Origin of the sequence: Amycolatopsis roodepoortensis (assembly GCF_014873915.1) — a bacterium.
GTDB lineage: Bacteria > Actinomycetota > Actinomycetes > Mycobacteriales > Pseudonocardiaceae > Amycolatopsis > Amycolatopsis roodepoortensis.
In genome coordinates this window covers 702552-727892 of sequence record NZ_JADBEJ010000005.1, presented here as the reverse complement: position 1 = coordinate 727892, position 25341 = coordinate 702552, and the positions used below count along the sequence as shown (strand labels likewise).

At 69.7% G+C, this 25341-nt stretch carries 21 protein-coding genes and 1 pseudogene; 12 read left to right on the top strand and 10 right to left on the bottom strand.

Going from position 1 to position 25341, the window contains the following annotated elements; all coding sequences use genetic code 11:
* Nucleotides 1-228 precede the first annotated feature (228 nt).
* Nucleotides 229-432: a hypothetical protein gene (locus tag H4W30_RS22840; RefSeq protein ID WP_192744723.1), complete on the top strand. Its 204-nt coding sequence runs from the start codon at nt 229-231 to the stop codon at nt 430-432.
* A gap of 56 nt (nt 433-488) precedes the next feature.
* Here H4W30_RS22840 and H4W30_RS22835 read toward each other — a convergent pair.
* Both H4W30_RS22835 and H4W30_RS22830 read right to left on the bottom strand, forming a co-directional pair.
* Nucleotides 489-2058, bottom strand: a pseudogene (locus H4W30_RS22835) (multicopper oxidase family protein).
* Nucleotides 2055-2462: a hypothetical protein gene (locus tag H4W30_RS22830; protein WP_192744722.1), complete on the bottom strand. Its 408-nt coding sequence runs from the start codon at nt 2460-2462 to the stop codon at nt 2055-2057. Before H4W30_RS22830 ends, H4W30_RS22835 begins: the two are co-directional and overlap by 4 nt.
* An 80-nt stretch (nt 2463-2542) precedes the next feature.
* Between H4W30_RS22830 and H4W30_RS22825 the strand changes: the two genes are divergently transcribed.
* On the top strand, nt 2543-3439 hold the full coding sequence (locus H4W30_RS22825; protein ID WP_192744721.1) for a LysR family transcriptional regulator: 897 nt from the start codon (nt 2543-2545) through the stop codon (nt 3437-3439).
* A gap of 21 nt (nt 3440-3460) precedes the next feature.
* On the opposite strand, the gene H4W30_RS22820 is transcribed toward H4W30_RS22825, so the two are convergent.
* The 3 genes from H4W30_RS22820 to H4W30_RS22810 form a co-directional block, all read right to left on the bottom strand.
* On the bottom strand, nt 3461-4555 hold the full coding sequence (locus H4W30_RS22820; protein ID WP_192744720.1) for a S1 family peptidase: 1095 nt from the start codon (nt 4553-4555) through the stop codon (nt 3461-3463).
* A gap of 347 nt (nt 4556-4902) precedes the next feature.
* On the bottom strand, nt 4903-6051 hold the full coding sequence (locus H4W30_RS22815; RefSeq protein ID WP_192744719.1) for a GDSL-type esterase/lipase family protein: 1149 nt from the start codon (nt 6049-6051) through the stop codon (nt 4903-4905).
* Nucleotides 6052-6059: 8 nt separating this feature from the next.
* The gene (locus H4W30_RS22810; RefSeq protein ID WP_192744718.1) at nt 6060-6632 is read right to left on the bottom strand and encodes a TetR/AcrR family transcriptional regulator; all 573 of its coding nucleotides are present in this window, start codon (nt 6630-6632) and stop codon (nt 6060-6062) included.
* Nucleotides 6633-6752: 120 nt separating this feature from the next.
* On the opposite strand from H4W30_RS22810, the gene H4W30_RS22805 reads away from it, so the two are divergent.
* Nucleotides 6753-7601 (top strand): hypothetical protein, encoded by an 849-nt coding sequence (locus H4W30_RS22805; protein WP_192744717.1) that lies wholly within the window; start codon nt 6753-6755, stop codon nt 7599-7601.
* 14 nt (nt 7602-7615) lie between these two features.
* Nucleotides 7616-8611, top strand: a complete 996-nt coding sequence (locus H4W30_RS22800; RefSeq protein WP_192744716.1) for a DUF3592 domain-containing protein — start codon at nt 7616-7618, stop codon at nt 8609-8611.
* Here H4W30_RS22800 and H4W30_RS22795 read toward each other — a convergent pair.
* Nucleotides 8591-9028, bottom strand: a complete 438-nt coding sequence (locus H4W30_RS22795) for a Dabb family protein (RefSeq protein WP_192744715.1) — start codon at nt 9026-9028, stop codon at nt 8591-8593. The two genes, H4W30_RS22800 and H4W30_RS22795, sit on opposite strands and share 21 nt — an antisense overlap.
* Entirely contained in the window at nt 9025-10197 is a 1173-nt protein-coding gene (locus tag H4W30_RS22790) for an MFS transporter (RefSeq protein WP_318780646.1), read from the bottom strand. The genes H4W30_RS22795 and H4W30_RS22790 overlap by 4 nt, the downstream gene beginning before the upstream one ends.
* A gap of 82 nt (nt 10198-10279) precedes the next feature.
* Between H4W30_RS22790 and H4W30_RS22785 the strand changes: the two genes are divergently transcribed.
* Complete coding sequence (locus tag H4W30_RS22785) at nt 10280-11623, top strand: FAD-binding protein (RefSeq protein WP_192744713.1); 1344 nt, start codon at nt 10280-10282, stop codon at nt 11621-11623.
* Nucleotides 11624-11651: 28 nt separating this feature from the next.
* Nucleotides 11652-12398 carry an EI24 domain-containing protein gene (locus H4W30_RS22780; RefSeq protein ID WP_192744712.1) on the top strand — a complete coding sequence of 249 codons (747 nt, stop codon included), beginning with the start codon at nt 11652-11654 and terminating at the stop codon, nt 12396-12398.
* 54 nt (nt 12399-12452) lie between these two features.
* On the opposite strand, the gene H4W30_RS22775 is transcribed toward H4W30_RS22780, so the two are convergent.
* The gene (locus tag H4W30_RS22775; RefSeq protein WP_192744711.1) at nt 12453-15437 is read right to left on the bottom strand and encodes a family 16 glycoside hydrolase; all 2985 of its coding nucleotides are present in this window, start codon (nt 15435-15437) and stop codon (nt 12453-12455) included.
* 155 nt (nt 15438-15592) lie between these two features.
* On the opposite strand from H4W30_RS22775, the gene H4W30_RS22770 reads away from it, so the two are divergent.
* From H4W30_RS22770 to H4W30_RS22745, 6 genes are read left to right on the top strand one after another with little or no spacing between them, the layout of a single operon-like run.
* Nucleotides 15593-16906, top strand: a complete 1314-nt coding sequence (locus H4W30_RS22770) for a hypothetical protein (RefSeq protein ID WP_192744710.1) — start codon at nt 15593-15595, stop codon at nt 16904-16906.
* Complete coding sequence (locus tag H4W30_RS22765) at nt 16903-17958, top strand: hypothetical protein (RefSeq protein ID WP_192744709.1); 1056 nt, start codon at nt 16903-16905, stop codon at nt 17956-17958. The genes H4W30_RS22770 and H4W30_RS22765 overlap by 4 nt, the downstream gene beginning before the upstream one ends.
* Before the next feature lies 1 nt (nt 17959).
* Nucleotides 17960-20977, top strand: a complete 3018-nt coding sequence (locus tag H4W30_RS22760) for a hypothetical protein (RefSeq protein WP_192744708.1) — start codon at nt 17960-17962, stop codon at nt 20975-20977.
* Between the two features lie 58 nt (nt 20978-21035).
* Complete coding sequence (locus H4W30_RS22755) at nt 21036-21563, top strand: DUF3592 domain-containing protein (RefSeq protein ID WP_192744707.1); 528 nt, start codon at nt 21036-21038, stop codon at nt 21561-21563.
* Nucleotides 21564-21572: 9 nt separating this feature from the next.
* Nucleotides 21573-22418, top strand: a complete 846-nt coding sequence (locus H4W30_RS22750; RefSeq protein WP_192744706.1) for a DUF3592 domain-containing protein — start codon at nt 21573-21575, stop codon at nt 22416-22418.
* 21 nt (nt 22419-22439) lie between these two features.
* Entirely contained in the window at nt 22440-23753 is a 1314-nt protein-coding gene (locus H4W30_RS22745) for an MFS transporter (RefSeq protein WP_192744705.1), read from the top strand.
* Here H4W30_RS22745 and H4W30_RS22740 read toward each other — a convergent pair.
* Nucleotides 23746-24561: an MBL fold metallo-hydrolase gene (locus tag H4W30_RS22740; protein ID WP_225949830.1), complete on the bottom strand. Its 816-nt coding sequence runs from the start codon at nt 24559-24561 to the stop codon at nt 23746-23748. The two genes, H4W30_RS22745 and H4W30_RS22740, sit on opposite strands and share 8 nt — an antisense overlap.
* An 84-nt stretch (nt 24562-24645) precedes the next feature.
* Complete coding sequence (locus H4W30_RS22735) at nt 24646-25242, bottom strand: DUF6801 domain-containing protein (RefSeq protein ID WP_192744704.1); 597 nt, start codon at nt 25240-25242, stop codon at nt 24646-24648.
* Between the last annotated feature and the right edge of the window lie 99 nt (nt 25243-25341).

Genomic DNA, 25341 nt, shown 5'->3' with positions numbered 1-25341 from the left:
TGCTGGACGGAAAGTCCAACAAAATTAGCGGTGACCTGTCACTCACCTGGTGAACGTGGTGTTACTCGCGGGTAGTCGGCCGGGTTAACGGGCTTCACTCGGACGAGCGACCGCTGTTTCATGATCGTCAAATGGCGGTGAACCGCCTTGTCCGGCCTTCGGTGATCAAGGCAGCCTCCTCGGCGTGCGGTCCCTGTCCGCACATCCACAGCCGAGAGGATGTACACCATGCGCGACACCCAGAGCACCACCCGCCGCTGGACGAAGCGGGGCCTGGCGGCCGGCCTGCTGGCAGTGCCGATGCTCGCCGTCTTCGGCGGGTCGGCGTCGGCGGCGGAACTCACGCCGATCGCCGAGTACCTCGACAGCACCATCGCCGGCCTGTCCGCGTCGTTGGTCGAGGCGCTCGCGGCCCTGCTCGGCGTGGGCTGAGCCGGTCCGGACGGATCGGGAAAGGGTCGTTCCGGACGACCCTTTCCCGGCCTCGGTCAGACGACCTCGAAGTTCGCCATCATCGCCATGTCCTCGTGCTCGGCGTTGTGGCAATGGAAGACGTAGCGGCCGCGATAGCCGTCGAACCGCGCGATGACCTCGACCGACTCGCCGGGGGCCAGGTCCACGGTGTCCTTGATGCCCCCGTCGAACGGCCCGGGTGGACGCCCGCCGCGCGAGAGGATCCGGAAGCCCACCAGGTGCAGGTGCACGGGATGGTGGATGTCGGCGACGAACCGCCAGATCTCCGTGTCGCCGAGGCGCGGGCTCGCCGACATCACGTCCGGCGAGAACGGCTCCCCGCCGATCACCCAGCCCGCGCGGCCGTGGACGGTACCCGCCCGGAACGAGAACTCCCGCGTGGTCGTGGCCTGTTCGCGAGTGAGCGGCGCGATTTCGCTGAGTTTCGCCGGAACCCGGCTGTCGTCCGCCGCGCTGCGCGCGACGACGAACCGCATGACCTGAGCGGTCGACCCGGTCCCGAGCCGGTTCACGAGAGTGACCTCGGTGCCGACCGGATACCGGCCGAAGTCGACGACGACGTCGTACCGTTCCCGCCGGCGCGATGGGGAGATGGTCGTGTTCGCGCGGCGCGGCCAGCAGGCCCTGGTCGGCGCCGATCTGCACGAATCCGCCCCCGCCGGGCGGCGGCGGGTCCAGCGCGAGGTCGTAGCGCCTGGCGTTGGAGCCGTTGAGCACACGGAGGCGGTACTTGACGGCCGCCACCTCGTGCACCGGCCACGGCGCGCCGTTGACCAGGATGACGTCACCGAAAACGCCTTCCACGTAAGCACTTTCGACGCCCGGTGTGGTCCGCAGCGACCGGTCGAGCGAGGGATAGGCGAAGGCGCCGTGCTCGTCGAAGGACCGGTCGGCGATCATCAGCGGCAGTTCGCGCTCCCCGGACGGGAGCCCGAGCGAGTCCTCCTCGTCGTCGCGGATCAGGTGGAACCCGGCCAGGCCCCGGTACACGGCCGGACCGGTGAAATCCATGCGGTGGTCGTGGTACCAGAGGGTCGCGGCCCGTTGCCGCAGGGGGAAGACGTAGTCGCGTTCCCCGTTCGAGATCCGCGCCCGCGAGTCGGCCATGCCGTGCCCGGTGTGCGCGGTGGTCCAGCCGGACCGCGGCAGCACGAGGTCGGTCGGATAGCCGTCGGAGTCGGCGGGGGTGTGCCCGCCGTGCAGATGGACCACGGTCGGCACGGGGAGTTCGTTGCGGTGGTGCGCCACCACCGTCCGGTCCCGCCGAGACTCGATCGTCGGGCCGGGGAAGATGCCGTCGTAGCCCCAGATCGGTGTCCGGACGCCGGGCAGGATCTCGGCCGTCGCCGCCCGCTGGGTGATGGTGTAGTGATCGGTGTCGGCGGTCCTCTGTGGACTCAATACGGGCGGGATCGGCAGCGGTACCCGGAAGGGCTCCGGCAACGGCAGTGCGCTGCGCAGCAACTCGCCGGTCCCCGGAGCGCCCTGCGCGAGCAGCCGGGGCGCCGTGATCCCGGCGGCGACGAGGACACCGGCCCCTCCGGCGAGCCCGAGGAAGGTCCGGCGGGGCAGCCGCCCGCTCATCGGTCCGCCCGCCAGGTCTGCGGCCGCCAGACGGCGATCGTCGTCAGTACCGTCGCGGTGACCAGCGCGACGCCGAGCGGGATGTGCAGGTCGAGCGCGCCCGCCATCCCGGCGAGGTACTGCCCGGTCTCGCCCAGCGCGAGCAGCAGGCTGATCCAGAACAGCCAGCGCGGTCCGCGGACCAGCCACAGGACCAGCGCCGCCAGGATCTGCGCGTACGCCAGGTACGACACGGCGTCGGCGCCCCAGCGGTGCAGCCAGAGCATGTCGTAATCGCCGCCGAGATAGCCGCCGGCGAACACCGGCTGGCCGATGATCGCGACGGCGTGGGCGCTCACCAGCACCCGGTTCACCACCAGTGTCCCGTTCGCCTTCCGGCTCGGGCTGGTCAGGGTTTCACTCACGTGATCGAACGTAGGAGCCGACGCCTTATGCTGTCCAAGACAAGATCGGTTATCTGTTCATAACAGGCGAGGTATCAGTAGTGGATCTTCTGGCGCTCCGGTACTTCCAGACGGTCGCCCGGCTCGAACACGTCGGCCGGGCCGCCGAAAAGCTGCGTGTCGCGCAACCCTCGCTCAGCCGGACCTTGGCCAGACTGGAGAACGAGCTCGGCGTCCCGCTGTTCGACCGGCACGGCCGCCGGATCCGGCTCAACCGGTTCGGGGTCGCGTTCCTCGGCCGCGTCGACCGGGCGCTGGCCGAACTCGACGACGCCCGTCAGGAACTCGACGACGCCGCCGGGCTGGAGCGCGGCACCGTCACCGTCGCGGCCGAAAGCCTCCTCGCCCTCACCGCACCGCTTCGCACCTTCGTCCCCGGCCATCCATTGGTGGACTTGCGCCTTTCTCAGGCATCGGCGCAGGGGATGGCGGAGAAGCTGAGAGCCGGCGACGTCGACCTCTGCGTCACGTCACAACCCTTGACAGGGAACGACATTCGCAGCCGGGTGCTTCTCGACGAGGCGGTGATGCTCTGCGTTCCCGCCGGGCATCGGCTCGCCGAGCGCGGCCGTGTCGGCCTGGCGGATCTCGAGGGAGAGCCGTTCCTCACCACGCGACCTGGTTACTGGCAGCGCGCGCTCGTCGATCGGCTGTTCGCGAAGGCCGGCCTGGAACTGCACGTCGTCTGCGAGGGCGACGAAGCCGCGGTGCTCTTCCAGCTCATCGACGCGGGGCTCGGCATCGCGCTGGTGCCTTCGCTGGGATTGCGTGCCGTCAGTGGTACGAAGGTGGTCTGGCTCGACGTCGATGATCCCGACTGCCGCCGCGTGCTCAGCGTCGCTTGGCGCGAAGACACGTACCTTTCCGTTGCCGCCCAACGGTTTCGCGACCACCTGGTCGGCCATTTCCACGCGCGGGCCGAGCCCCGGTCGAGGTGACCGGGGCCCGGCGGGACGTGCTTACGGGTTGAGCGTGACGCTGTAGGCGCTCAGTGCCTCGCCGATCGGCTGGTAGTACGAGGTACCACTGCCCTTGCCGGAGGTGATGCCGAGGCCGACGCTGCCGGAGAACAGGCAGCCGCCCGAGTCGCCGGGGTTGGCCAGCGCGTTGGTCTGGATCAGCTGGTACACCGAGCCTTCGGCGTAGTTCACCGTGACGTTCAGCCGCTGCACCGAACCCGAGGTGAGGCGGGTGGTGCTGCCGCTCTTGCTGATCCGCTGCCCGACGGTGGCGGTACCGGCGGAGGCGATCCGCTGGGTGGAGCCGTTCCACAGGGTGACCGCGCCCGGTGCGCTGCCGGTGGTGTTGCGGATCAGGCCGTAGTCGTTGGTCGGGAAGCTGGCGCCCTGCGACGGCCCGACGTTCCACTGCGAGACCGCGCGGGTGCAGTGACCGGCGTCGAGGATGTAGTTCTGGCCGCCGCGGTTGGTGTTGAACCCGACCGAGCACCGGGTGCCGCCGCCGGTGATGGCCTCACCGTTGTAGATCGCGGTGTGCATCTCGCCGGTGGTCCGCTCCACGCGCACGCGGTCGCCGAGGGCTTCGGCGGCCTTCACGAGGGCATCGGTGCCCTTCGCCGCGTCGGAGATGGTCAAGACCACCTGGTTGGCCTTCGGATCGAGGCCGATCGACGTGTGCGCGACCGACGGCAGCGCCTGCAGGGCGTTCTGTGCCCCCGCCAGCGCGGCACTGGAGTGCTTGACGATCCGTGCCTGCGCCCCGGTCGCGGTGACCTGGTCCGCGGCGGCCTGGTCGAGGACGTTCACGACCGGCTTGGCGGCGTCGTCGAGGTACCCGTCCGCGGCACGGGAGCCGAGCGAAGCGGTGACCTGCTGCAGCTTCTCGACGCTCGCCGTCTGCGTCCGGAGGAACTCGACGGCGGCGGCCTGGCTGATCCCGGCTTCGGCGGCGAGGGACGTCACCGCCTCGTGCTGCACCGTGGGGGAGTAGCCCGCGATGGTGGTGGCGGTGGCCGTGGACGGGGCGAGGAAGCCGACGACCGCGGCCGCGGCCACCAGTGTCGTGGCGGTACGGGCTAAGGGGTTTGTGCGCATACCGGTGTCTCACTTTCGCGAGGGGACATCCAGCGCGAGGGGTGGCCGCACTGGACACGGTGGGGTAGCCGGGCACGGCCAAGGCGACCCGGCGCCGGTGATCCGGTGCCGATCATGGTGATCCGCCGCCCCGGTGGCGGATACCGACTTTCGTTGGACAGGAAGAAAAATAGGTACCCGCCGTTCGGGCTACCGACGGATACGCGCACAGCAAACGCGCGACTCGCGTGCTCAGACGCGTAACTCGCGTGATCGAAGGCGTAACTCACGTGATCGGACGCGGAACTCGGGTGTGCGGCCTCTGATCACGCGAGTTACGCCTTCGATCACGCGAATGACGCCTTTGATCACGTGAGTGCGGTGTCGAAGGCCAGCCGGGCGAAGCGTTCCCCAATGAGCCGGTGCGTGGGCGCGTCCGGGTGGAGGGCGTCGGGCAGTGGCAGCTCGGCGTGGTCCGCCTCGCCGTACAGTTCGAGTCCGTCCAGGTAGCGCAGGTTCGGGTCGGCCGCGCTCCGTTCCTTGACGATGCGGGCGAGTTCGTCGCGGATCACGGTGAGCGTCAGCTTTCCCGACGCGGTCTCCGCGGGATCACCGGTGGCCCTGAACCGCACCTTCCCCTCGCGCAGGGCGTCCGGGTCGAATTCGCCCGGCCCCGGCGTGTGTTCGTGGATGGGGCAGTGGATCGGCGAGACGACCAGCAACGGCGTGGCGGGATGGCCTTCCCTGATGGTGTCGAGGAAACCGTGCACTGCCGGGCCGAACGCGCGCAGCCGCATCAGGTCGGCGTTGACGACGTTGATACCGATCTTGACGCTGACGACGTCGGCGGGCGTGTCCCGCATCGCGCGGGCGGTGAACGGATCGAGCAGCGCGCTGCCGCTGAAACCCAGGTTGACCAGATCCAGCCCGGCGAGGGCCGCGGCCGTGGCGGGCCAGGTCCCGGTCGGGGTCACCGCGTTGGAACCGTGACTGATGGAGCTGCCGTGGTGCAGCCAGGTCTTCCGGCCGTGCGACTGTGCACTGTGGACGGACGCGTCGGTGCGCAGGGCGACCAGCCGGGTGGTTTCGTTGTGCGGCAGCCAGATTTCGACGGTCTTCTCGTGGCCGGGCAGGCCGTCGAACCGCAGGGTGCGCACGGGGCCGGCCTCGTGCCGGGCGGCACCGGTGGCCAGGTCGACGCTGATCGTGTCGCCGTCGGTCACGCTCGCCTGCCCCGAGAGCCTGCCGTCGACGAGCAGTTCGTAGACGCCGTCGGGCCGGGGTGGGGTGCCGGCGAAGACGCGTTTGGTGGCCAGCACGTCGAGTTCGACGAGGGATGCCGTGGTGCGGAAGACCAGCCGCACGCCGGACGGCTGCGACTCCGCCATGGTCAGCTGGCCGTCGGGGATCTGCCGCCTTGCCCAAGCGGGCAGCCGGTGGGGGACCAGGCCGCGTCCGGTGGATTCGAGGTCGAGCGCGCCGCGGACGAGTTCGGCGGTGATCGGGGTGGTGAGCATTCTTCCGTTCATTTCGTTCGGGGCCAGGCGCGCAGGAGGACGTCGAGCGCGTCGAGGATCTCGGTCCAGCTCTCCTGTGAGCCGGGGGTGCTGTGGCTGAAGCCGCCGGCCGCTTCCAGGCCGACGAAGCCGCTGAACACGCTGCCCAGCAGGCGGACCGCGTGCGTCTGATGCGGTTCGGCGAGGTCGTAGCCGCGCAGGATCGCCCGCGTCATTTCGGCGTGGCGGACGCCGGCGCTGGTGGCCGCCTTGTCCGGCGCGAGCCGGAACCTCGCGGCGGTGAACCGGCCCGGATGTTCGAGGGCGTAGTCGCGGTGGACGTTCGCCAAGGCGATCAGCGCGTCCTTGCCCGCCAGGCCCGCCACCGCGGTGGCGGCGAGGTCGGCGAGTTCGGCCAAGGCCAGCAAGGCGATCTCGGTCTTCAGTTCGTGGGCGTTCTTCACGTGCGAATACAGGCTCGCGGTCTTGACACCGCACCGTTTCGCGAGCTCGGTCGGGGTCACGTGCTCGAAGCCGATCTCGTCGGCCAGCTCCGCGCCCGCCCGGATTACCCGTTCCGTCGTCAGTCCCGCTCGCACCATGGTCACCACCGTACCATAGTTCATTTGGGAATTGCCTAACGCGCTTAGGAAGTCGAAACCTGGGTTCGGTAGCGCCGGGGTCGACGGAGGCTGGGCCCGGGACGAACGGAGGTGGACGTGATGAACACGGTGGACCCGGCCAAGGCCCGGCATGACCGGCTCGAACGGTGGCGGGGAGATCGCCGCCTGCTCGTGGGCGCGATCCTGGCCTCGGTGATCACCCTGGCCTGCGGCTTCCTGGCCGGGAACGGATTTGGCGCGCTCTTCGAGCAGTTCCGGACGATGGCGATCGACAGTGTTTTCGACGACCGCGGTGACGGCGAGCCGCCGTATGGCCCCATCTGGGGGACTTTCGGCCTGCTCGGTTGTCTCGCGGCGGGCAACCTCGCGAGCGCCGCGATGCGGCGCTACCACGGGCGGCGGTCGGGGCCTGCCTTCCCGGCCGTGCTGGCTTTCGCGGCCGGCACGCTCGGCCTCTGGGAATCGTCACGAGGGTGGCTTCCGCCGCTCGCCGTCGGCACGGCGGTCGACCCCGTGTTCCACGAAGACGAAAAGTGGGGGATCTGGGCGTGGTTCCTGTACTACGCCGACAGCTGGGCGCCCGCCGTCCTGCTCGTCCTGACGTCACTGGTCCTGTGGTACGCCATCCGGCTTTCGCGGCACCAAGCCGAGCTGGCGCGTACCAGGGAGAGGCTGTTGAGGTACGGCCGCCGGGTGCCCGCCGAGATCGTCGAAGTGAAGGTGCGCAGGGGAGGAGACGAGTCGGGCACCCGTGTCGTCGGCGCGGACGTGACGGTGTCGTTCGTCGACCTCTCGGGCGTCCGGCACTGGGTGACCCGCCGCACCGGCGATACCGCGATCTCCGGCGCGGAAGTGCTGTTCGACCCCGCCGCACCCGGCGACGACAAGAAGATCTTCGTGGCGCTGCGCCGCCACCCCGCCCTCAGCGACTGGCTGCCCGCGAACTGAACTCAGGAGTGTCCATGCCGCTCACCCATGTCCGCGGATTCCTGACCGGGATCATCAGCGGGACGACCTTGTGCGCGTTCATCGTCGGCATCGTCATCGAGTACGTTCCGCTGACCGTCGCGGGCGTCGGGCTTCCCGTCGTCTACGGGGTCCTGCTCCACCTCGCCGGGGCGCCACGACGTGCTCGCGAGGCGAAGATCGTTCCGGTGGTCGCGCTCGCCAAGATCGAAAGCCTCCGTGCCGGGGGAACCGAGACCGGGGACATCCCGGTCGACTTCGTCTTCACCGTCGCCCCCGAAGGCATGGCCACCTTCCGGCTGAAGGTCGCCCACCACATCAACCTGGTCGACATCCCGAACTACCGGCCGGGCGACGTCCTCGTCGTCCGGTACCCGCCGGACCGGCCGTGGAAGGCGGAGGTCGTGGAACGGCCGTCTCCGTCGTGGGAACGCCGCGCGGCCGAAGCCACGATCGAATCCGCCCCGGAGTCGAGCCTGGTGCAGGAACCGCCGGAGGGCTGCGGGTTCGCCGCGCTCGCCGTCCTCGGGTTCCTGCTCGGCGCGGCGCTGGTGCTGTTCCTGTTCCGTGTGGAGCTGTTCGCGCCGGAAGAGCCCGCCCGGGCGGAAGAAAGCCAGTCCAGCGTGACCACGTCCTCCTCGGGATCCGCGACCGTCGACGTCAGCCGATCCCTGCTGGGCGAAGGGGAATTGAGCCGGGTGATCGACTCACTGGCGCAGGCCGCGGACGTTTCGCAGGTGATCACCGCGGTCGTCGAGGACCGGCGGCTGACCGTGGTCTTCGCACCGACGGGCGCCCAGGTGCCGCGGTTCGACCTCCGCGCGCTGAAGGCCGACCGCGTCCCCGCCCTGGTGCGCCGGGCGAAAGAGACCATCGACGTCGGGGAACCGCGGACGTGGCAGGTCACGATCGTCCCGTTCGGCACCGCGGTGAGCACCCGGGTGATCGTGACCGGCCCCGACGGCAGTGGCTCACTCGCGGACGGTGGCTGAAGCCGATCCGTGCTTTCCCGGCGCGGCGCTGCCCGAGTACTCGCCGAGATCGGAGATCAGCGAGGTGAGCTCGGCGTCGTTGTCGTAGCGACGCTGGTGCAGTTCGGCGATCTTCGCGCCCATCTCGGGATCCGGGTCGTCGGTGACGTCGAAGGACGCGAACCGGTCGACCAGCGGCAGCCCGACCCGGTCGGTGTTCCGGTGCGCCGGGTGCATGAGGTACTCCCAGTACCCGTCGAGGTCTTCGATCGCGAAGACGGCGCCCCATTCGTAGTCGCCACCGAAATCGCGGCCGACGACGAAGGACTTCACCGAGGGGATGACCCGGCCCTGGTTGCGGAGGCTTTCCAAGGCTTCTTCGACCTGCTCCGGGGAAGCGTCGGGGCGCAGGGTGAAACGGTTTCCGTGGTAGATCATCGTGTTTCCTTTCCGTTGTTCCGGTTCGGGAGGAGAGCGGCGAGTGCCGCTCCGGCGCCCAGGGCGACACCGGTCCAGGTGAACGCGCCGGCGATGCCGATGCCCTGGACGAGTGGCTGGACGACGAGAGGGGACAGGAACTGCCCGAGGAAGATCCCGGCGACCAGGCCGCTGAGCACGCGGCCGCGATGCGCGGGATAGGCGAGGTCGGCCAGGCGCAGGTTGAGGTTCGGGACGACGAAGCCGACACCGAACCCTCCGACGAGCAACCCGGCCACGACCTGGGCGACGGTGCCCGCCGTGCCGATCACCAGCCAGCCCGCGCCCATGAGCGCGACGCTCGCCGTGGTGATCGCCGTGGGACTGAAGCGCTCACGCAGGCGGGGGAACACCAGGGCACCGGCGACGCTGGTCAGCGTGCTCCCGGCGACCACGGCCCCGACGACGGCGGGACCGCTGCCGAACCCCTCCAGCAGGAAGGGCAACTGCGTCGGCGCCATGTAGAAGGCGAGCGTCACCACCAACGCGAGCACGTAGACGCCGACGACGCGAGCGGGCAGCCGGGTCCGCTCGCTCTCACCGACCGCTGGAGCGCTCCGGACCGGCTCGCGCAGGGACGTGATCGCGAAGATCGCCACGATCACCGAGATCGAATAGATCCAGAACGGCGCCTGCCAGCTCACGGTGGCCAGCACTCCCGCCAAGGGGAGGAAGACGACCCCGCCGAGACTCGCGAAAGCCTGCTGCAACCCGAGGAACGAGGCGCGGCGCTCGCCGGAGAACCAGTCGGTGATCAGGGTGCTGACCGCCGTCATGATCCCGCCGACGGCGAAGCCGAGCCCCACCCGGGTGATCAGGAGCAGAAGGAGGTCGTCGACGAAGAAGCCGGCCGTACCCGAAATCGCGTAGAGGCCGAGGCCCGTCAAGAGCAGAGGGCGGCGTCCGGCGCGGTCGGCGACGATGCCGGACAGCGGCGCGCTGATCGCGATCGCGAGTGAGGTCACGGTCAGCGTCAGCCGCACGAGAAGATCGGAGCCGGGTGTACCGGAGAAGACCTCCCGCATCGCGGGCAGGCTGGGCGCGATGATCGCCGCGGCCATGATGGTGAGCGGCGCCGCGGCCAGCACGGTCGCTCGGGCTCGCCGCGTCGGCGCCAACGTGTTCGTCACGCCACCAACCTCGCAGCGGGACGTCGGGATTCGCGTCGGTGACAATCGCCTATCTCCGCCCAGCCTCGGTAGCGTGCGAGGCATGACCGACGAGATCCTGCCCGCCATCGCCGGAGAGATCCTCACCGGAGAAGCCGCCTTGTCCGTCGCGGGAAAGGACTGGGGGAACCTGATCCACACCAGGCCGGGGCTGGTCGTGCGGCCGGCCTCGGCGACCGACGTGGCCGTCGTGCTCAGGTTCGCCGCCGCGCGAGGACTGCCGATCGCCGCCCGCGGGGCGGGTCATTCGCCGTACGGGCAGGGACAGGTGGAGGGCGGGATCCTGCTGGACATGACCTCGCTGCCGCCGCGCCGCGTGGTCACCGGTGAGCTGGTGTCGGTGGACGCGGGCGCCCGCTGGCGGGAAGTGCTCGAGACGACCTTGCCGTACGGGCTGGCACCTCCGGTGCTCACCGACTATCTCGAGCTGACGGTCGCCGGCACGCTGGTGGTCGGCGGGATCGGTGGCGCCACCCACCACCACGGCACGCAGACCGACGGCGTGGTGGCGCTGGAGGTCGTCACCGGTGCCGGAGAGGTGATCATCTGCTCCCGCGAGAGCGACGATGACCTGTTCGACGCGGTCCTCGGCGGCCTGGGGCAATGCGGGGTGATCACCCGCGCGACCCTGCGGCTGACCCCGGCCCCGGCGCGGGCCCGCCGGTGGAAGCTCTACTACGACTCGCTCCCGGCGTTCCTGGCGGACCAGCGCGCCGTCGTCCGTGACGGCCGTTTCGACTACGTGGAGGGCCAGCTGATCCCCGTCGGCGACGGGTGGCGGTACATGCTGGAGGCGGTCGCCTACTACTCGCCGCCCGCCGGGCCGGACGAGGCGGCGTTGCTGGACTCGCTCGCTTTCGTCGAGTCCGAAGCCGAGGACACGGTGTATTTCGACTTCCTGAACCGGATGGCCGATGGGGAGGCGGCCTTGCGCGCTGAAGGAAGCTGGTTCCATCCGCATCCGTGGCTGAACGTGTTCCTCACCGACGACACGGTCGAGCGGTTCGTCGCCGAAACCCTCGCCGCCACCGGCGAACGCGAACTCGGTGCCACGGGGCTGGTCCTGCTCTATTCGGTGCGGAACGACCGATTGAAGACTCCGCTGTTCACCGTGCCGCCAGGGGAGCTCTCCTGGCTGTTCTCGCCGCTGCGTGTCGGCTCGCCCCACGATCCGCTGCACAACGCACGCCTGCTGGAGCTCAATGTGGACCTCTACCGGAAGGCACGCGACCTCGGCGGGAAGGTCTACCCGTCGAACGCGCTGCCGATGTCCACAGAGGACTGGCGCGCGCATTTCGGCGAGGCCTGGCCGAAACTCGCCGACGCCAAGGCCCGGTACGCGCCGGGGAACCTGCTCAACCCCGGCCAGTGCCTGCGGGTGCCCTGAGGTCCGCGGCCACTGGTAGAAATGTCCGATGCGGGATTTCTTCAGGGGTTTCCGGATGTTCGGGCAAGGCCTGGGCATACTTCTGCGGTCGCCGAGACTGCTGCTGATCGGCGCGCTGCCCGCGTTGCTGACCACGCTGCTGCTCATCGGCGGGATCGTCGCGCTGGCGTTCTGGATCGATGATCTCTCGCTCCTGATCACCCCGTTCGCCGACGACTGGTCGCCGGGCTGGCAGACGACGATCCGGGTGGCGGTCGGCGTCGCGGTGTTCGGAGCGGTGCTGGCCGTCGCCATGATCGGGTTCACGGCGATCACCCTCGCCGTCGGCGGTCCGTTCTACGAGCACATCGCGGAGAAGGTCGAGGACGATCTCGGTGGCGTGCCGGGCGCGGTGGACCTCTCGTGGGGGCGCTTGCTGGTCATGGGCCTGAAGGACGGCCTCGCGCTCGTGCTCCGCTCGCTGCTGTTCACGATCCCGCTGCTGATCGCGGGCTTCATCCCCGTGGTGGGGCAAACGGTCGTGCCGGTCCTGCTGGCCTTGGTGACGGCGTGGTTCCTCGCGCTGGAGCTGATCGCCGTGCCGTTCTACCGGCGGGGGATGGGCTTGAAGCAGCGGCGGCCGCTGCTGCGCCGTCACCGCGCGCTCGCCCTCGGGCTGGGGCTTCCCGTGTCGCTGCTGTGCCTGATCCCGTTCGCCGCGCTGATCGTGATGCCGGTGGGCTTCGTCGGTGGCGTGCTCGTCGCCCGTGAGGTCCTCGCGGCGGAGGCGGCCTGATTCCTCGTGAGTGGTAAGGACGGTTCTAACCGTCCTTACCACTCACGAGCGGTCCTAGCCGATGGGCTCGATCCAGATGTTGCGGAACCGCGGGTTCTCGCCGGGATCCCCGTGGTCCTGCAGCCGGATGGCGCCTGGTGCCGCGCTCTCCGGGATGCTGTCGCCCGTCCCGCCGTCGATCGCCACGTCGTTGTGGACGACGACGCCGTTCCAGACCACGGTCACCCTGGCGTTGTCGGTCTTGTTCCCGGCACCGTCGAACCGTGCGGCCCGGAACGTGACGTCGTAGGTCTGCCAGGTCCCGGGAGCCGTCGCCATGTTCCGGTCAGGCGCCTTCTTCGAGTAGATCGCGCCCGCTTCGTTGTTGGCGAGTGTGGTGTCCCCGAAGGATTCGAGCACCTGTAGCTCGTAGCGTTCCTGGAGGTAGACGCCGCTGTTGCCCCTGGCCTGTCCGGTGACCTCGGGCGGATAGTTCGGTTCGTTCCACTCGACGTGCAGCCGGAAATCACCGAACTGCTGTTTCGTGCGGATGTCCCCGCCGTACGACTCCATCGCACCGCCGGTCACCGGCCAGGTCGCCGCGCCGCCCGCGCGTTTCTCCCAAGCGTTCAGGTCGGTGCCCTTGAACAACTGGATCCGCCGCGACTCGGTCAGGGTGAGACTGTCGAGATTGACGTTGCCCGCGTCGCCCGTGTCGTAGCGGTAGGAGATCGTGTTCGGCCCGGCTTTCAGGTTCAGCGTCTCGGGTTGCGTGTTCCAGGTATCCCAGTTGCCCGTGCTGGCGAGCCGGACCTGTTTCACCTTCGTCCCGTTGACGTAGACGGTCACCGATTTGGTCCCCGGCGCTGGATCCGGGCCGTTCGAGTACCGCAGGGCCGCGTTGTAGGCGCCCGACTTCGGTGCGTTCACGGTGAACGTCGTCGCGGCGCCCTGGTTCCAGTAGCCGTCGACGAACCCGGTGCCCGTGTAGCCGGCGTGGTTCGTGTTAGTCCCTGCGCCACCGCTCAGCGCTGCCCGCTCGGCCTCGTAGGTCGTGCTCGCCGCAGGCCCACCGACCAGCGAGTTCAACGTGTACCAGGCTTCGGTGCTCCACAGCGCCGCACCGGACTCCGCCGCGAACGGACGCGGCGACCGCACGTGGACCACGTGCCCTGCCTTCAATCCCGACATCTGCAGCGTGACCTTCTTGCGGTCGGCCGAAAGGCTCGCGGACGTGACGGACAGGGTCTGCTCGTCGATCTTCGGTCCGCCGTACGCGGAGGTCGGCTGGTAGCGCCATTGCTGGGCCTGGTACTTCGCCGCGAGGTTCTGCGCGGTCTCGGCCGACAGCGGCTGGGTGTACTCCAGTTCGAACCCGCCCGCGACGGCCCGCATGGCGCGGATGTCGAAGGCGTTCGTGCCGTTGGGGGTCACCTTCTGGAGGCCGTAGGCGAGTTTGCCGGGCTGGCCCCAGTTGCCGCCGCCGTCGATCCCGCCGGTGTAGATCGCGCCGTCGGGGCCGAGGCTGATCCGGCTGACACCGGACTCGAGTCCTTGCGTGAGACGGAAGACGGCGCCCTGGTACTCGCCGTTGACCTTCTCCAGGAACGCTCGCTGGAGCCCGCCGTAGGTCACGTCGCCGTACACCATCTGCCCGGCGAACGGACCCTGCGACAACATGACCATGTTGCTCGGCGAGTTCGCGATCTCGTTGTGCGGCAACCACAACACCGGCGCGGTGACCGGCTTCGAGTCGAACGGTCCCGGGGGATTGGTGTAATGGTTGAAGAACCGGTCTTGCTTGACCCGCACCAGCTTGTTCGCCGGTAGCCAGCCGCCCTGGTTGTCCGTGACGAAGACGTCGCCTTCCGGTCCCCAGCCGATGCCGTGCGGCGTACGCAGCCCGCCGGCGATGTAGGAAACCTTTCCGGTGGCCTTTTCGACCTTGATCGTCGTGCCGCGGTTCGGCGCGGGCTGTGGATCGGTCGTGGCGCCGCCGTAGTTGATGGACACGGAAAGGTTGGCGTAGAAGAAGCCGTCCTTGTACAGCAGGCCGAAAGCGAACTCGTGGAAGTTGCCGCCGAACGGCCAGGTGGCCACGGTGCGGTAATCGTCGGTCACGCCGTCGCCGTTGGTGTCGTTCAGTTCGACCAACCGCGTCTTCTCGGACACGTACAGCTTGCCGTCGACGTACTTGACGCCCATCGGTTCCTTCAGCCCGCTGGCGACGCGCTGGGTACGGACCTTGCTGGGGTCGGTGTTCCCGCTGACGTTGCTCAGCAGGTGGACCTCGCCGAGGACCTTGTCGGAGCCGCCCCAGGTCGCGATGGCGAGCCGTCCGTCCGGCAGCCAGTCCATGCCGGTGACCTGCGGCTGGAATCCCTCGGGACGCAGATTCGTCAGCGTGAAACCGGGGTGGACGCCGTTCAGCGGCAGACCGTCACCGGGCGAATCCGTGGCCCCCTCGCATTCCTTGCGCCCCGGCGAGGTCACCCGGACGACGTCGGCGTCGGTGCTGAGCACCGAATTCGGCACCAGCGCGAAATCCGCCGCGCCCGGTGGCCGCCATTCGAGGGTGACCTGCTGGTCGTGGAGGTTGTCGAAATGGTCGATCCGCAGCGCGTGATACCCGGTGCCCAGCTGGACCGAACCGGTCGCGGGGGTCGCGCCGTGCAGGCCGTCGTGGTTGATCACCGTCTGGCCGTCGATCCGGAGCCGGGAGCCGTCGTCGCTGGTGAGCCGGAATTCGTACTGCCCGGCGGTGGCGATGTTGATATTGGCGATGACCTCCGACACGAACTGCTCGTTGAGCCCGAAGTCGGCGGTGGCGGTCCAGTTGATCGTCGGCATCAGCTTGTCGACGTTGGGAGTCTGGCCGGATTTGATCGCGCAGAGCTTCGTGAGCTCGCGTTGCAGGTCGTACGTGCGGAGCGTGACACCGGGTTGCTGGGGCGGGATGGCCGCTTCTGCCGGAGCTGTCACCAGCCCGGACACTGCCGTGACCAGCGCCAGCGAGGCGACGATGGACCGGCTGAAGCGCTTGCGGACGGACGGAAGCATCGTTGCTCCTCGGGTCGGCGGCGGAGCACCTCTGTGACGACGCTGAACCTAAGAGGACTTTCGAATGAAGTCAACGAAAGTATGTACAGAACGGACGAAAGTTAGGCCGAACGGTCGGCTCGGATAGAGTTGCGGCCGGAGCGTGGGGAGGGCGAGTGACCAGGGGATCGGACGAGTCCCGGCTGCGTTCGGCCGTTCTCGCTCAGGCATGGGCGAGCATTCCCGGTGTGGAGGTCCTGTCGTCGGCCGACGGCGGTCCGCTGACCCGGACGATCAAGAAGATCATCGACCCGCTGGTGATCCGCACCGCGGCGCGCCCCCGGCTCGGCCGTCCGGTGCTGGACCCGGTCGCGGCGGCCGAGCTGACGGAAACGCTGCTGGCCGACGCGGACAGGCTGCGCGCCACGGCCGCGTGGTTCACCCACCTCAAACGGCAGCGCCGCGCCCTGCGCATCACCGCGGGCAACGTCCAGGACGTGTGTTTCCCGCTTGCGTACGAATTGGCGACGGGGTTCGGGTCGCCGGGGCCGGACGCGGCGGAGACGGCCGCGGCGGCGTTGCGGGACCTGCACGGTGAGGGCGGCGCCGTGGGCGTCGATCAGCTCACCGCCTATCTCTCGGATCCTCGGCACTCGGCCGGGCTGACCGCCGAACTGCGGCGCCGCTGGCGCGCCGAAACCGCCGTACCGCCGGACATCGCCACGCTTCGGGCGTTCGTCGACGGCCTTTCCGACTCCACCTGGCGGGCCCTTGCCGAGTCGGCCGCCGGGCACGCTCTCGGACTCAGCCTGCGGCAGCCGGGCGGAGCCCGCGCCTTGAGCGAAGTCGTCCAAGGGATTTCAGGGCTGCGCACACCGGATCTCGGCCTGCAGCGCGGGGATCGCACCATCATCCCGCCGCTGAACCGCAGCGGCGAAACCGGCACCGAACTCCTGGAGCGCAGTGTCGAACGTCGGATACGCGCGACCCTGCGCCGTCTTCCGCCGGACGAACGGGCTTCCGTCGAAGACCTCGTCGACGACGAACTCACGAGGGTCGCCGCCGGGTTCGGGCTCGGTTTGCCCGCGCTGGCCGCGTGTTTCGCGCTCGGTGTCGTCCTGTCGCCCGCGTTGCGGCCGCTCGATGGCGCGGCTCCCGCCGGGGTTCCCGAATTCGCGCGGCAGCTCAACGCGCAAGTCGCCCGGGAGGGGTACGTCCTGCACGCTCGCCGGGCCCTGGCCGGTGCCACGCCGCTCACTCCGCGGCCCGACGCCGAACTTCTGCGCGATCTTCGCGAGTTCGCCAAACACTTCCTCGGCAGGCTGTGGGTCCGGCTGCACGGCTTCGACGTCCGCGGCGACCTGCCCGCCGATGCCACCGACGTCCGCGACCTCGTCACTGGCGTGGTCCGTTCCACCTCGCTGGATCTGCGGACGAAGGTGCGGCGCGCGCTCATGGCCCGGCTGCCGGAGCTGGAGGCCGTGTCGTGACGCATCCGGTGCACACACCCGTCATCGCGGCCGATGGCGCGCTCATCCGCTTCGCCCTGGCGGATCTTCTCGTCGGCCGGACCGCCACGATGCACGTCGAACTCACCGACGCCGGGGCCGCCGAACCATGGCTGACGCGGCTCGTCGGCGCAGAAGCCACTCTCGTCGCACTCGGCCGAGGCCAAGCGGAAGTCGCCGCCCGGCCGGAACTCGGCAGGCTCGCCTTGCTGCTGTGGCTCCGTCGCTGGTGGCCCGCCGGCCCGTCGCTCGGGATCCCTTCGCTGGACCCGGCGTTGCTGGACCTCGAAACGACGGTCGCGACGGCCGACGTCGAGGACCTGGCCGAAGGTCTTCTCGACGGGTTCGAAGCGTCCCCGGCCGAGCTGTTCGACGCGGCGATCGCGGACGACGCCCTCCTGGCAGCGGCCCCGCCCGTCGCGGAGGAAGTCCGGGGACTGTGCGCCCGTCTCGCAGCCTGGTTCGACGGCGTGGACGACGTCGTGCGCGCCGAGGCCGCGGCGGAAATGTCGGCAAGGCTGGAAATGGCGACACCTGGCCAACGCGCGTACGCGCTGGCCGCGGGCCTCGATCCGCTCGCACCGGGCGAAGGGGTGCTGGCGAGCGGACGCGCGAGCGTCGACTGGGCGCGGGTGCCACCCGGGATCCTGGACGCCGGCGAGGACACGGTGACCTGGCGGATCGTCGCCGCCGCGGCCACGGCCAGGCTCGAAGTCGTCGTCGCGGGCGCGTTCGCCGACGCGGCCATCACCGCGTTCGCGAGTCACGCGGGCAAGCCGTTCGCCGAGGTGCCGCTGGAGCTGGGCGCGGGGCGGTTCTCCGGCACGGCGGAGCTGGACGAAACCGCGACACGGCTGGCCGGCGGTGTCCATAGTGGACAGATCGCGGTCGTCGTCGGCGTCGCGGACGAGGGCGTCGCCGGGACCACGGCGGAAGACCGGGCCGAAGTGGTCGCGCTCGTGCGGGCCCGCCCGGCGGCGGCCAGGACACTCGCCGAACGGGCGGCGGCCGCTTCCGCCGACGAGGAGTTCTGACGTGCTCGTCGGCATGCCACCGCCCCGGAACCGGCCGGACCGGCCGCTCCCGCCCGAACTGGGGCCGGCGACCTCGCATGGTTACAACTGTCGTTGTGTCGCGCGGCATTTCGGGCTCGACCCGGCACCGTACGGCGAGCTGCCAGCGTGCTCGCTATCCGAAGACGAGTACCGGAAGCTGCTCGTCGAGGCGGTCGATCTCCAGGACGAGGCCAAACGGCTCGCCGTCACCCGGGACGTCTTCGGCGCGCACCGGGCGTACGGCAAGCTGCGGGAGATCGCGCAGCGGCTCGACAGGACGGACTGGGACCTCGCCGCGGTCAGCGATCTGGCCACCGTCTGCTACTCCGCCGGCGACCTTCGCAACGCTCGTCAGTGCGCCGAAGCGGTACTCCAGGCCTTCAAGGTGAGCACCACCGCCATCGTCCACTATGGACAGTACGTCGAACTCCGGATGATCGAAGGCTCCCGGGAGGTCGCCGAGCGCGTGCTCATCTCCTTGTGCACGGAGGAAGGTGACGTCGCCAAGGCTCGTGAGCTGATCGCCGGGCAACGCCACCGGGCGGCGCTGCGCAAGGACGAGGGGCCGGACCAGTACCCGCCCGAACTGCTCGACGTGTACGGCGCGGACGAGCTGGAACTGCGGATCTTCGACGTGCGCGTCCAGATCGCCGCCGGGGACATGGCAGGCGCGCGGGCCGCGATCGAGGAGATCCTGACGGCGCTGGACGCCATCGCGGACATCGACGAGGTCCGCGGGCAAGTGGCGGCGCTGCAGGCGATGGCGCGAGCCGAGCGGGCCCGCGTCCGGCAGGCGGGTGGTGAAGACGCCGACGCGCGCGCGGATCTGCTGCGGCTGAGCGCGCAGCACGAAGGCCGTCCCTTGGCCGCCAGGGCGAGTATCGAACTCGCCGCCGACCGAGCCTTCGCCGGCGACCTCCCCGGAGCGGTCGCCACGATCGTCGCCGCCCGCGACGAACTCGCGGACGCGGGACTGAACGGCGATGTCGCGGAGGCGAGCCACGCGCTGGGCACCCTGCTGCTGATGGCGGGTGACGTCGCGCAGGCCAGGGATCAGTTCGAGCACGCGGGAAAGATCTGGACGGCCAACGCCGACGTTCCGGGCCTGCGGCGTCTCGACGTGGCGCTGGCCCGGTGCGCGATGGCCGAAGGCGACTGGGCGACGGCGGGGGAGCGCGTGGCCCGCGCGCAGGAGTCGGCGCGGACGGCGGGGGACTGGTCGGACCGCCTGCACACGGATTTCGTCGCGGCCACGATCGGTTTCGCGCACGGCGAAGACCTCCCGGCCGTGCTGGATCTCCTACTCCCGCTGGCGCTCGCGGCGGCGGAGTATCGGTTCGAGTTCACTTCACCGCAGGCACGCACAGCCTGGGCCCGTGACGTCGCCGGGCCCGCGACCGAAATGCTGATGGCGGTGCTGGCCCAGCTCCAGGAACCGAGGCTGGCGGCCGAGCTGATCGAGCGCACCTGCGCCGTCGGGGCGTACACGGGCGTGGAGGGTCGTTCGCTCGACCTCACCGGCGGACTGCCGGCTCTCGAAGTGGGTCCGGTCGCCGAAGGACTTCCGTTGGCGGCACTGGGTTCCGTGACGTCGTCGCTTCCGCTGCGGCTCGCCCCGCCACCCGCGCTGCGCTGGTCACCTTCGTCGCCCATGGAGCTGGACCCGTGGCTCCGGCTCGCCGCCGAGCGGTATCGGCTGCCGCGCGCGGTCGCCGAAACCGTCGAGACCTGGCCGTCCGCGAAGCCCGGGCGCAAGACCTTCCTCCTGCGCTACGCCGACGCCGGCCACACCTTCCTCACCTGGCGGACCACCGAGGACCTCGACACCGTCCACACCCACCCGATCGACTTCGCCCTCGTGGCGACCGCCCGGCAGTGTCTGGACGCCGCGTCTCCCACCCCGCGCGAAGGCGAGAGCGTGGCCGACGCCGTCCACCGCTCACTGGGCGAAGACGCCTTCGGCAGCTTCGCCGGGGAGCAACGCCTGGCGCGTGTCCTCGCCCTCAACCTTCTGCCCGCGGACCTGGTCGAGCGGCTGCGGCGCGCCGAAACCCGCCCGCTCCTGCGGATCCAGCCGTCTCCGAGCCTGGCCGGTGTCCCGTGGGGACTGCTGGCCCTGCCCGACCGGCGGGCAGGCCACGTGCTGGAGATCGACGAGATCGGCCTCTGTTTCGACGGTGACGAGCGCGTTCTCGACGTCGCCGACGTCTCGCTGCTCGCCCCGGCCGCGATCCCGCGCCGTCCGCCCGCCGCCGACGGCCCGCCGATCTACCTGCTCGACCCGCGGATCCCGGGCCAGAGTGCCTTCGGAGAGCTGGGTTCCGTGCTCGGCAAGCAGGATCCGGCCTCGCCGCTGATCCGCCATCTCGACGAGCGGCTCGCCGAAGGCCCGGTCCTGCCCGCCGCCGGACAAGGGCTCGATCTGGTCCGCCGCACCGACACCGACCGCCGTTTGCTCGCGGAACTCCTGAAGAGTCCCTGTTCACGGCTGGTCTTCGTCGGGCACGTCAGCCGCGTCCGCGACGAGTACGGCGCGCAGACCGCGCTCCATCTGTCCTGTTCCGCCGATCTTCCCGGCACGGCCGCGCCGATCGGCGCGCACCGGCCGTTCACCGCCGCCGATCTCGCACTGTCCGAAATGGACACCATGCCCGCGCGGGTGGCGCTGATCGGCTGTGCCAGCGCGAGCGATTTCGGCCTGGCCGAGCCGTTCGGCGTGCTGCTCGCCGCCGTCGCGGCCGGCGCGGGACTGGTCGCCGCCACAGTCTGGGCGCTCCCGACTTCGGCCGCCGTGCCCGGTTCGGACCCGATGTCCGAACTCGTCATCGCCGTCGACACCGCGCTCACCGGAGAAGACCCGGTCACCGAACTGTGCGCCTGGCAGCGGTCCCGGCTCGCCCGCTGGCGCGAGAAGCCAGAACCCGCAGTCTCACCGGTCTTCTGGGCGCCGCTGACCTGCCTCGACGCGACCGACGACGGGAAAACCTGGGTTCGGTAGCGGACCGGTCCGCCGAAGCTGTGTCCAGCACGAACGACACGGCGAAAGGCGGCACCCGATGTTCAAGAAGATCCGCGACAAGATCAACGAGGCGACGCAGCAGGGGATGGCGCGGGGCGCGCAGGACTTCCAGCGCCACGCGGAACAATTCCGGCAGGCGGCCGCCGCGCAGGGCCACGACATCACCCCGCAGCTGCCGACTCCGCAGCTGGCCGCGCAGGCCTTCCGGAACCTGAACGCCGACCCGGACATGGCGGCGTTCCTGGCCCTGCCGATGGACGAGCAACTGCGTCAGCAGCAGGAACTCCAGGCCTACGGCACCGAACTGCGGCGGCTGTACGACACCTGCGAGCCCGCCACCCTGGTGATCCGCGAGCTGGAGCCGACCGGCCGGAAGATCGCCGGGCAGGCGCAGTACACCGCGACCCTCGAGGTCACCCGCGCCGACGGCACCACGTACCGGACGGTGACACAGCTGATCGCGCCGCTCGCGACGATCCAGCAGTACGCGCCCGGCACCCGCCACGAAGCCCGCGTCGACCCGGCCGACCCGGGCAAGGTCGCCGTGTTCGGCCCGATCGGTTAGGCGGCGGCGATGTTCGGGACCTTCGAGTTCGGCCTGCCGGGAGACCCCCGCCAGAACCGCCGTCCCGGCCTCCGGCTCTGGCTGCTCGGCGTGCCGACGACGCTCGCCTGGGCGGCGGTCGGCTGGTCGGGCGCACTCGGGCTGCTGGACGGCTTCCGGTTGATGTCGCTGAACCGCGTCGACGCGTGGGGGCCCGACGGCGGCCCGGCGGTTTCACTCGTCCTGTTCTTCAGCGTCTCGATCACGGTGGCTTCGTCGCTCGGCTTCGCGATGCTGTGGGGCGGCGGGATGTCCCTGAGAGGGATGGGCGTCGGCTTCCGGGCGAGCAGTCTCGCCGCGGCCCTCGGCATCGCACTGGGCAGCGGCGTCGCGATCCCGTCCTGGACGCCGCCCGAGGCGGTGGGGAAGCGGCTGCCGTCCGAACCCTGGACCGATGTGGACTGGATCGTCTACTACGAGCCGTATCTCGTCCCGGCGGTGGCCGGGGCGACCGCGCTGGTCATGATCATGGTGCTGGGGCGCGCGTTCGTCACCAAGGCGGAGGCGGACGACCGCGCGCAGGCACTCGCTCAGACCGGTCGACAGGTGATCGGAGAGGTGCTCGGCGTCGAGTTCACGAACGTCTGGGTGATGGGGAATCCGCGGTTCACCGTGCAGGTCCGCTTCCCTGCGGACGGCGGCGAGCGGACCGTCGTGGCCACGATGATCACCCCGCCGCTGCAGGCCCCCGCCCGCGGTTCGACGGTGAAGGTCACCTACGACCCGCGTAACCCCGACACGGTCCAGGTGGATCCGGATCCGGCGGATCGGGCCGCCGGCGGAAACTTCGGTGCGTTCCTGCCTCCGCTGTTCTGATCGCCCTCTACACTCCCGCGGATGGACGAACAGACGGCAGAGGTGTCCACCGCCCCGGCGGTGCGCAAGGCGATGATCCGGCTGGTCCCGTTACTCGGGCTGCTCTATCTGCTCAACTATCTCGACCGGGTCAACGTCGGGTTCGCGGCGCTCACCATGAACGCCGATCTCGGCATCAGCGCGGCCGCCTACGGGCTCGGCGCGGGCCTGTTCTTCGTCGGGTACTTCTTCTTCGAGGTGCCCAGCAACGTGATCCTGCACAAGGTCGGCGCCCGGATCTGGATCGCGCGGATCATGGTCACCTGGGGCATCGTCGCCTCGGCCACCGCGTTCATCCAGGGCGAGGTCAGCTTCTACATCGTCCGGGTGCTGCTCGGGATCGCCGAGGCCGGGTTCTTCCCCGGCATCATCCTGTACCTGACCTACTGGTTCCCGCGTAAGCAGCGAGCCAAGATCGTCGCGCTGTTCTTCCTCGCGGTGCCGCTCTCGTCGGTCATCGGCAGCCCGGTCTCCTCCCTGCTGATCAAGCACGGCGACGGCGTCCTCGGTTTCGACGCCGGCTGGCGCTTCATGTTCTTCGCCGAAGGGGTGCCTTCGATCCTGCTCGGCGTGGCGGTGTTCTTCCTGCTGCCGAGCAAGCCGAAGGACGCGAAGTGGCTGACCCCGCAGGAACGCACGGCGTTGCAGTCGGCCATCGACGCGGAAGACGTCCGTGAGGTCGGCAAGGAGGTGAGCACCCGATCGGCGCTGACCGACCCGCGCGTGCTCGCGCTGAGCGCCGTCTACTTCGGGATCATCTTCGGCCTGTACGTGCTCGCGTTCTTCCTCCCGCAGGTGATCAAGGGCTTCCAGGAACAGTTCCAGACCAGCTACACCATCGTGGAGATCGGGCTCATCACGGCGATCCCGTACGCCGTGGCCGCCGTCGCCATGGTGTTGTGGGCGCGCCATTCCGACCGCACCGGCGAACGGGCCGGGCATGTCGCCATCGCCGCGTTCGTCGGCGCGGTCGCGATCGCGGGCGCGCTCTACCTCGGCTCGCCGCTGTGGGTGATGGTCGCGGTGACGCTCTGCGCGGTCGGCGTGTTCACCGCGATCCCGGTGTTCTGGCAGCTGCCCAACGCCTTCCTGACCGGAGTCGGCGCCGCCGCCGGGATCGGCCTGATCAACTCGTTCGGCAACCTGTCGGGCTTCGTCGGCCCCTACCTCACCGGCTGGTTGCAGGGGCTGACCGGGAGCTTCCGTGCCGGGATGTGGGCCGTCGCCTTCTTCATGGCGATGGCGGGGGTCATCGCGCTGACCTTCCGCGGGAAGGACAAACGCGCGATCAAGTGAGGTGGTCGAAGTCGCCGTTCACCCACCGGATATGGGTTTCGGCGCTTCGGCGCACCACCGCGCGGGCGTCCTGGTCGATGGTGTCGCCGCCGAGGGTGTAGAGGCGGTCGTAGGCGAATTCGTCGAGCCGGTCGACGATCCGTCGCACGACGGCCCCCGAAAGCGGGATGTGCTTGGGGAAGTTGCGCTGGAACGACACCCAGTCCGGCGCGAGCCCGCCCGAGATCGTGTCCCCGGCCAGGATGCTGCCGTCCGGCGTCCTGGCCACGGCGCTGCCGCGCATATGCCCGCCGAGCCGGATCAGTTCGAGGCCGGGCAAGGGTTCCACGTGCTCGTCCCAGAACTCGAACGCCGGATCGGGGGCGGGCAGCCATTCGCGGTTGCGTTCGTTGACCAGCACCGGGACCCCGCCCAGCGCGCGGCTCCAGCCGAGCTGCGCGCCGAACATGTGCGGGTGGCTGGTGGCGATCACGGCGACGTCGCCGAGCCCGCGCACGACGTCGAGCACCTCGGTGTCCAACCAGGACGGCGGATCCCACAGCAGGGTGCCCGCCGGGGTCACCGCGATGAACGACCAGTGCCCGATCGCGAAGTTCGGTTCCCGTTTGATGCTGTGCAGGCCGCGTCCGTGATCGCGGTACAAGGTCTTGTGCGGCGCGGAGATCAGTTCCTCGTGCGTCCACCAGCGTCCGGTGTGCGCGCCGAGGTCGCCTGCTTCCTCGATGCCGACCTCGCCGCGGTCGAGAACGCACCGGGGTGGCTCGGGGGTGGCTGGATGTTCGATACCGCACCTGTCGCAAATCCACATGATCGACAGCTTGCGACCTCCAGTGCGCTGGAGGTCAAGACGCGTCTTTCCCCCGGCTCGGCGAGCCGGGGGAAAGACGGGGGATCAGCTGATGGTCGTCTTGCCGAGGACGGCGTCCTGGTCGGGCGGGTCGAGCGCGAGCTGGACGTCGAACTCGCCGAGCGAGCTGTCGGTGACGATATGCGAGGTCGCCGCGGCGTCCACGCTGCTGGTCGCCTCACCGGCGGGGGTGCCCGCGGGGACGGTGAAGTCGACCTTGCCCTCCGCGGTGAACTTCAGCGGTCCTTCGGCGGGGACCTCGGTGTCCGGGATCGGCAGCTCGATCGGGATCGAGATCTTCTGCTCACCGAGCGCGATGTTCACCTTCGAGCTGATCGTGCCGGACAGCTTCTTGGCACCGACGAGCCGGAGCCCGTCGCCCGCGGCCTGACCGGCGTCGACGTCGAGGGTGAACGGCACCGAAACCGGCTCCCCGGCTTTCGCGGCCGCCGGGATTTCCGCCTTCACGACCACCGCCACCTTCTGGTCGCCGATGATGGGGAAGCCGCCCTTGTACGTGAGATTCTTTTCGACGGCGGCAGCGGTTCCCGCCGCGGCGAGCATGACCGTCCCGGCGACCGCGGCCGCGATCCCGGCCGCGCAGAACCGCCGAACACCCTTCCGTACCAGGGTTTTCGTCATTTCTGGTCCTTTCGTCGTTGAATGGGCTCGAAACCGAATGTAGGTGGAAAGTCACCAACGAGGAAAGGAAAAGATCTCTCGCGTTTTCTTTACGCTTCG

Bases quoted from the DNA above. Each gene is read 5' to 3' on its own strand.
- H4W30_RS22840 (WP_192744723.1), top strand. From the start codon at position 229: ATGCGCGACACCCAGAGCACCACCCGCCGCTGGACGAAGCGGGGCCTG.
- H4W30_RS22820 (WP_192744720.1), bottom strand. From the start codon at position 4,555: ATGCGCACAAACCCCTTAGCCCGTACCGCCACGACACTGGTGGCCGCG.
- H4W30_RS22815 (WP_192744719.1), bottom strand. From the start codon at position 6,051: ATGCTCACCACCCCGATCACCGCCGAACTCGTCCGCGGCGCGCTCGAC.
- H4W30_RS22810 (WP_192744718.1), bottom strand. From the start codon at position 6,632: ATGGTGCGAGCGGGACTGACGACGGAACGGGTAATCCGGGCGGGCGCG.
- H4W30_RS22805 (WP_192744717.1), top strand. From the start codon at position 6,753: ATGAACACGGTGGACCCGGCCAAGGCCCGGCATGACCGGCTCGAACGG.
- H4W30_RS22800 (WP_192744716.1), top strand. From the start codon at position 7,616: ATGCCGCTCACCCATGTCCGCGGATTCCTGACCGGGATCATCAGCGGG.
- H4W30_RS22795 (WP_192744715.1), bottom strand. From the start codon at position 9,028: ATGATCTACCACGGAAACCGTTTCACCCTGCGCCCCGACGCTTCCCCG.
- H4W30_RS22785 (WP_192744713.1), top strand. From the start codon at position 10,280: ATGACCGACGAGATCCTGCCCGCCATCGCCGGAGAGATCCTCACCGGA.
- H4W30_RS22780 (WP_192744712.1), top strand. From the start codon at position 11,652: ATGCGGGATTTCTTCAGGGGTTTCCGGATGTTCGGGCAAGGCCTGGGC.
- H4W30_RS22775 (WP_192744711.1), bottom strand. From the start codon at position 15,437: ATGCTTCCGTCCGTCCGCAAGCGCTTCAGCCGGTCCATCGTCGCCTCG.
- H4W30_RS22755 (WP_192744707.1), top strand. From the start codon at position 21,036: ATGTTCAAGAAGATCCGCGACAAGATCAACGAGGCGACGCAGCAGGGG.
- H4W30_RS22750 (WP_192744706.1), top strand. From the start codon at position 21,573: ATGTTCGGGACCTTCGAGTTCGGCCTGCCGGGAGACCCCCGCCAGAAC.
- H4W30_RS22745 (WP_192744705.1), top strand. From the start codon at position 22,440: ATGGACGAACAGACGGCAGAGGTGTCCACCGCCCCGGCGGTGCGCAAG.
- H4W30_RS22740 (WP_225949830.1), bottom strand. From the start codon at position 24,561: ATGTGGATTTGCGACAGGTGCGGTATCGAACATCCAGCCACCCCCGAG.
- H4W30_RS22735 (WP_192744704.1), bottom strand. From the start codon at position 25,242: ATGACGAAAACCCTGGTACGGAAGGGTGTTCGGCGGTTCTGCGCGGCC.